The organism is Nocardia sp. NPDC050408 (assembly GCF_044458905.1).
Lineage (GTDB): Bacteria > Actinomycetota > Actinomycetes > Mycobacteriales > Mycobacteriaceae > Nocardia.
In genome coordinates this window covers 155598-161597 of sequence record NZ_JBITIL010000018.1, presented here as the reverse complement: position 1 = coordinate 161597, position 6000 = coordinate 155598, and the positions used below count along the sequence as shown (strand labels likewise).

Below are 6000 nucleotides of genomic sequence, written 5' to 3'. Positions count from 1 at the left end.
ATCGAGCACGAGCCCGAAACTCACACAGCCGAAACCGAATTCGGCCCTCCTATCTGCGAGTTCACTCGCATCGAGCGACATCGTGTCGCAACGGCTATACAGGATGTTCGCCGTGCGGCACCCCGTCGACGCCGCTGGCCGTCGACCAATATCGCTACGAGGTCGATGTCCAAGAAACGATCGACTCTCGACTCGCGGATCGAGTACTTCACCGACCTTGTCCGCGAGGGTATCGACGTCACCCGGGGACAGATCGAGTTGTTCACCCCGGCCCTGGACGAGCCGTACCGGCTCGACGACGCCACGGTGAACCGGGCCATCGAGGTCTACGAGAACCAGCGCGCCGACCAGGTGCTGTTCCGCAACCAGGCCGACCGGTGGGCGGGCGAAGCCGCCACCGCGGCCGGGAAGGCCGCTCTCACAACCTATGTGGCGGTGCTCGACGAACTCGACCGGCTCACGGCCGACGTGCTCGGCATGTGCACGACGCTGTCGGGCCAGACGATCGAGAAGCTGATGGCCAAATCCGACGCCGAAGCCGGGCTCGAGGCGCTGATGCGGCTCGCCCCGCGACGGCCGGATCTGATCACATATCGGGTTCGCTGAGATTGCGTGTCTACCACACGAAGTCGTCGGGGACCTCGTGGGTGTCGGTGGTGAAGTCGCAGCCGGAGCGGTTGCAGACGTGCACCAGCTCGCCGACGTCCAGTCCACCGCGGACTTGATCATCGATCTGTACGCACCGCATTCGGGGCAGTCGTTGTTCGACTCGTTCTCGGTGGGCACGTAATCGTCGTCATCCGGATCGGCCACTACTTTCACCATGGGTGATCAGGCTATCGAGCCGACAGGCTCTGTCGGTGCGGGTCGGCATGATCTCGGATCATCCCTCGAATGAAGATCGAACCCCTGTCGGTACCACGCATCAGCGAGGTCATCGACCTCATGAGCACCGGCATCCTCCAGCACACCGACCAACGTCATTGGCAGCCAAGCCGAGCACCGATCACGATGCCCCGCAGCCCGAACCGGAATCCCGACATCACCGCTGGTCAAGCCATTGTCGTTGTTTTTCGCAAGATTGCTCCGGGACCCCTACATCTTGGTGTATCGGGCCATGGCGAAGCTGTAGAGGCCGTAGGTGATGATGCCCAGGCCGGCCGTGATGAGCAGCGCTGCTCCGTAGGGTTGGGCCCCGAGAGTCTTAAAGGCACCGTCGAGGCCGGCGGCTTTGTCGGGCTCGGATTGGTTGACGGCGAGTATTACCAGCAATCCGATGGCGGCGATGCCCAGCCCCTTCGCGATGTATCCGACGGTGCCCAGCCGTCGTACCAGGTCACTGGTGGTGCCCTCGAGGTCCTGGAGGAAGCTCTGTCTGGCTCCTTTGTAGATGTGGTAGCCGCCGATCGCGATGATGATCAGCGCGCCTGCGATGAGGGCGATCGTGCCGGCGGCGGTTTGCATCATGCGGGCGGTGATTCCTGCGCTCTGGCCGCTGCTGGACTTGCCGCTGCCGCGGGCGAATCCGAACGCGGAGAACGCGAACGCGAAGTAGACCACTGCCAGGGAGAACGCCTTGACGCGATCGATCGTTTCGGACTTCTTGTCCTCGGCCTGGGGTTTGGACGCGCTGCCGAGTGCCGCTTCGGCGAGCCGCCACAGCGCCATCAGTACGAACGCGACGACGCCCACCCACAGGGCGAGGACGCCGCCCGGCTTGGCGGCCAGTTCGGTCATGGCCCCGGATTGGTCGGCGGTGCCGGTTGCGCCGCCGAGGGCGATCCGGATGGCGATGTAGCCGATGATCAGGTGCACGATGCCACTGACAACGAAGCCGGCGCGGGCGAAGCGTTCGAAGACGCTGTTCTGGGCCAGTCGGCCCGCTATCGAGGACGAGTTGTCATACGACGCCGACGGCGATGCGCCGGCCGACGTCGAGGACGGATTGTTGTCAGGCATGGTGCTCGCCCCGTATCCGTGGTGGTGAGAAGCTCCGCCGGGGGTGCGATGGGCGGTCTGCGGGGTGCGCAGCACAGTCCCGAGGCCGGCTACTGTCGGGCCGGGCCGTTGTCCCGAGAACCCACCCGATGGCGGGGGTTGTCGAAGGGTCCGAAAGGTGTCCGTTGTGCGGCGCTGCCGTGCTGTCAGCCTAGCCCCGCCTTCCCTGCTGGCGGTAGATACGGGGCCGGGTCGGCTCGGTCTGATCGCTCATTTTCCCAGTTCGGGGATGTGTCAGCTTTCGAAGTCGCCTTCGGTGATTCCTCGAAGTCGTGTTTCAGTGCATCCCTGCTTCGGTGCGGAGTTGGCGCTGACGTCGGCGCAAATCGGGCGGCCATAAAGTGCAGCTCTACGTTGTTGACTCAGTGGGTATGCGGTGGTTGAGTGAGCATCACAGCGTAGATCTGGCGGGTAGCACAGTGATCGTCATCATCGGTCTTGTCGTTCTGGTCGCGGCCGTCATGGTCGGGCTCGCTGGGGTGCTGGCCAACGGGGGTGTCAACCACGCGTTGACCGACAATTTCGCCGTGTTCGGCTACCACGTGACCGGCTCGACCGGCCTATTGTTTCTCTACGGCATCGTGGTCGGCGCGGCCGGACTGGCCGGGCTGAGTCTGCTGTTGGCCGGTGCCCGGCGCACCGCCCGCCGCGGCCGTACCGCGCGCAGCGAACTCGAGGTGTCGCGCCGCGAGACCACCGCGGTGAGCCGGGACCGCGACGACCTCGCCGACCGGCAGTCCCACCTCGACGAGCAACGGCGGCGCACCACTGCCTCCCCCGCCCTCGGCGACACGCGAGATACCCGAGATACCGGAACCGACGGTGCTGCGCGTCGCGACCGATTCCACCTTTTCGGATTCGGCAACCGATCGGGGGACCGCCACGCCGCAGGCAACCCGCACTCGGGGCGCGGCTGACGCCACCCGCAATAGATGTTCGCCGCATCCGCGACGACAGCACACGCGAAAAGGGACCACCACCATGAGCATCGGTAAGAAGATCGCGCACAAGGCCGAAGCCGCCAAGGGCGTCGCTAAGAAACTGGTCGGCCGGGGCACCGGCAACACTCGCCTGCGGACCGAGGGGCGTATCGATCAGGCCAAGGGCAATACCAAGCAGGCCGGAGCAAAAATGAAGGACGCCTTCAAACACTGACGCCCCACCCAACTAGCGGGGTGGCCCACCCGCACAGCCCCGTCACTGCGCCACCGAAACCAGGTATCGACCATGATCATTCTCGGAATCATTCTTCTCGTCGTCGGTTTCCTGCTGAAAATCCAGATCCTGTGGGTCATCGGGATCGTGGTCCTCATCATCGGTCTGGTGTTGCTGCTGTTGGGGTCGATGGGCCGCGCCGTCGGCGGGCGACGCCACTACTTCTGACGCCCGGTCTTGGTTCATCCATCGACTCCAGGAGGCCAATGATGCGGTGGCTGACACTGCTGGTGCTGGTATGGCTGATCATCGGCGCGGTCGCCGCCGGGCAACGCGGATACATCACCCACGCCGAACAGAACTGCGCGGGTGTCGGGACCATCGCGGTGACCGTGCTCGCGGGGCCACTGAACTATGCCGGGGTCAATCCCAAGGTGACCAACTGCCATGTGCCCCAACCCAGTCGCTGACAACATCGGCGCCCGCGCACACGGTCGCCGGTCGACCGAACCCATTCCCGACACCGGCGCCAACCACACCGACCACGCTCAACCAAGATCGAGGAGGCCGACATGACCACCACCACGATCATCGTCATCGTTGTTGTCGTGATCGCGGCAATCCTGATCGTAGCCGCGCTCACCTGGCTGGTGTTGAACAAACGTAAACAACACCGCCGCGTCGAAGCCGCGGGCATCCGCGAAAAGGCAACCGAACGGTCCCACGAGGTCGGCCAGCGTGAAGCGCTCGCCGACGAGACCGCGGCCAAGGCCCGAGCCGCTCGGGCCGAGGCCGATGTCAGGGCAGCGCAAGCGGCGGGCCTGCAAGAACAAGCAGCGGCTCACCGCGGCGAAGCCGTCACCTCCCGCGACGAGCTGAAGCAGGAGTTCGAACGCGCCGATAAGATCGACCCGGACTCCCCAGCACGCGACACGCGAGAAGAATCCGAACCCCGCCAGACGCCGTCACGCGAAGCGTCCACGCGCGACCGAACCGACCATCGATGACCCTTCCCGGTGAAGGGGCGCTTTCACTGCTGCTGTTCCTTCGCGGGCGCAAGGTAGCGGTGTAGTGATGCCTTCGCGATGCCGGTCCTGCTCGTGATTTCGCCGAGGCTGCTTCCTTGTTCGCGGAGGTCGGCGTACGGGCCTTTCGGAACATGTTAGGTGGAACGACTTCCGGAACGAACGCTGTCCCGGTTCACCCTGGTCACCGCTCGCTGGCTGTGGTTCGTCGGGTGTGGTGTCGTCGTTCCACTTCCAGGGGAGCGGAACAGTTTGCTGACGGGGAACACGCTTCGCGATCACCGGCGTGTCCACGCAGGAACTATCTAGAGTCGATTGCTATGAGTTCCCGGACTCGGAAACGCCGCAAGCGCACCCATAGGGATTCCGCAGCGCTCGGCCTGGTGACGGCCGCAGCGCGGCGTGACCCCTGTAGCCCGACCGGCAGGACCTGGTTCGCCGCTCGGGCCGTCGAGGGCCTCTACCCGCTGGTGCCGGGGTGGGCCGCGGCACCAGCGGGCACGCAGGCGTTGGCAAGAGATACCTCCGGCGCTGATTCCGCTGCTCGCGCCAGGCATCGTCGCTGAATTCTCACCGGCCTGTCCTCGCCGACCACGTAGTCAGAAGATGCAGGGGTGGCTCAGGAATGGCAATTACAGACGTCGCGGCCTACGCGCATCTGAGCCCGGCTGATGTCGAGGCGCTCGGCTGTGAGCTCGATGAGATTCGCCGCGACATCGAGAACCGGCGTGGGGCACGGGATGCGCGCTACATCCGGCACACGATCGCGTTTCAACGCGCACTCGATGCCCTGTCGCGGCTGACGATCGCGGTCAGCCGCAGCAGAGTCGGCTGGGTGCTGGGCACCGTCGGATTGGCGACGGCCAAAATCATCGAGAACATGGAAATCGGCCACAACGTCTGCCACGGCCAATGGGATTGGATGAACGATCCGGAAATCTGTTCCAGCACATGGGAATGGGACATGGTCGGGCTGTCCTCGCAGTGGCGGTACTCGCACAACGTCCGCCACCACATGTACACGAACGTGCTGGGTCTTGACGACGATATCGGTTTCGGTGTGATGCGGGTGACCAGAGACCAGCCGTGGCGGCCTCGGTTCCTGCTGCAGCCGCTGAGGTACGTGTTGCTGGCGGTCACCTTCGAGTGGGGCATCGCCCTGCACGGCTTGTACTCCGAGCAGGAGCGCGTGGCAACCAGCGCGGAGCGAAGATCGCAAGCCAAAACGCTGATCGGCAAGATCGCCCGACAAGCTGGGAAGGACTACGTGCTGGCCCCTGCGTTGACTGGTCGACGCTGGCGCCGCACGCTCGTAGCGAATCTGGCAGCCAACACCCTGCGCAACCTCTGGGCACATGTGGTGATCTTCTGCGGCCATTTCCCCGACGGCGCCGAGAAATTCACGCCTATGGCGGTGGAGCAGGAGACCAAAGCACAATGGTATCTGCGGCAGATGCTCGGCACGGCGAACTTCGACGCGGGGCCGGTGCTGGCGTTCCTGAGCGGGAATCTGTGCTATCAGATCGAACACCATCTGTTCCCGGACCTGCCCAGCAACCGTTACGCCGAAATCGCCCGGCGCGTCCAAGCGTTGTGCGACAAGTACGACATTCCCTACACCACCGGTCCGCTGCCACGCCAATACCTGTTGGCGCTGCGCACTATCCACAAACTAGCGCTCCCGGATAGGTTCCTTACTGAACAGGACTTCGAAATCACTGAAGGCGACTTCGAAACCTGACCAACCTCGCGAAGATCGAAATCAGACGGTGTCGAGAATCGTGTTGAGTAGGCGAAGTGTTTGACAAGTCGGGTTGACCGA

General features: G+C 64.1%; 10 protein-coding genes. 8 read left to right on the top strand and 2 right to left on the bottom strand.

What is annotated here, in order from left to right; translation table 11 throughout:
- Window positions 1–165 precede the first annotated feature (165 nt).
- Window positions 166–606, top strand: a complete 441-nt coding sequence (locus ACIBJI_RS34840; RefSeq protein WP_397087570.1) for a hypothetical protein — start codon at window positions 166–168, stop codon at window positions 604–606.
- 10 nt (window positions 607–616) lie between these two features.
- Here ACIBJI_RS34840 and ACIBJI_RS34835 read toward each other — a convergent pair whose 3' ends face one another.
- Complete coding sequence (locus ACIBJI_RS34835; RefSeq protein WP_397087568.1) at window positions 617–748, bottom strand: hypothetical protein; 132 nt, start codon at window positions 746–748, stop codon at window positions 617–619.
- A 347-nt stretch (window positions 749–1095) separates the two neighbouring features.
- Window positions 1096–1959: a DUF1206 domain-containing protein gene (locus tag ACIBJI_RS34830; RefSeq protein WP_397087566.1), complete on the bottom strand. Its 864-nt coding sequence runs from the start codon at window positions 1957–1959 to the stop codon at window positions 1096–1098.
- 410 nt (window positions 1960–2369) lie between these two features.
- Between ACIBJI_RS34830 and ACIBJI_RS34825 the strand changes: the two genes are divergently transcribed.
- From ACIBJI_RS34825 to ACIBJI_RS34795, 7 genes are all read left to right on the top strand, one after another.
- Window positions 2370–2915 carry a hypothetical protein gene (locus ACIBJI_RS34825; RefSeq protein ID WP_397087564.1) on the top strand — a complete coding sequence of 182 codons (546 nt, stop codon included), beginning with the start codon at window positions 2370–2372 and terminating at the stop codon, window positions 2913–2915.
- Between the two features lie 64 nt (window positions 2916–2979).
- Window positions 2980–3153 carry a CsbD family protein gene (locus tag ACIBJI_RS34820; protein ID WP_357196941.1) on the top strand — a complete coding sequence of 58 codons (174 nt, stop codon included), beginning with the start codon at window positions 2980–2982 and terminating at the stop codon, window positions 3151–3153.
- A gap of 72 nt (window positions 3154–3225) precedes the next feature.
- Window positions 3226–3381: a DUF6131 family protein gene (locus ACIBJI_RS34815; RefSeq protein WP_397087561.1), complete on the top strand. Its 156-nt coding sequence runs from the start codon at window positions 3226–3228 to the stop codon at window positions 3379–3381.
- A 41-nt stretch (window positions 3382–3422) separates the two neighbouring features.
- Window positions 3423–3623: a hypothetical protein gene (locus ACIBJI_RS34810; protein WP_397087559.1), complete on the top strand. Its 201-nt coding sequence runs from the start codon at window positions 3423–3425 to the stop codon at window positions 3621–3623.
- A 102-nt stretch (window positions 3624–3725) separates the two neighbouring features.
- Complete coding sequence (locus ACIBJI_RS34805; protein ID WP_397087557.1) at window positions 3726–4160, top strand: hypothetical protein; 435 nt, start codon at window positions 3726–3728, stop codon at window positions 4158–4160.
- A 338-nt stretch (window positions 4161–4498) separates the two neighbouring features.
- A complete protein-coding gene (locus tag ACIBJI_RS34800; RefSeq protein ID WP_397087555.1) occupies window positions 4499–4744 on the top strand; it encodes a hypothetical protein in 246 nt (81 codons plus the stop codon).
- 59 nt (window positions 4745–4803) lie between these two features.
- The gene (locus ACIBJI_RS34795; RefSeq protein WP_397087553.1) at window positions 4804–5919 is read left to right on the top strand and encodes a fatty acid desaturase family protein; all 1116 of its coding nucleotides are present in this window, start codon (window positions 4804–4806) and stop codon (window positions 5917–5919) included.
- Window positions 5920–6000 lie beyond the last annotated feature (81 nt).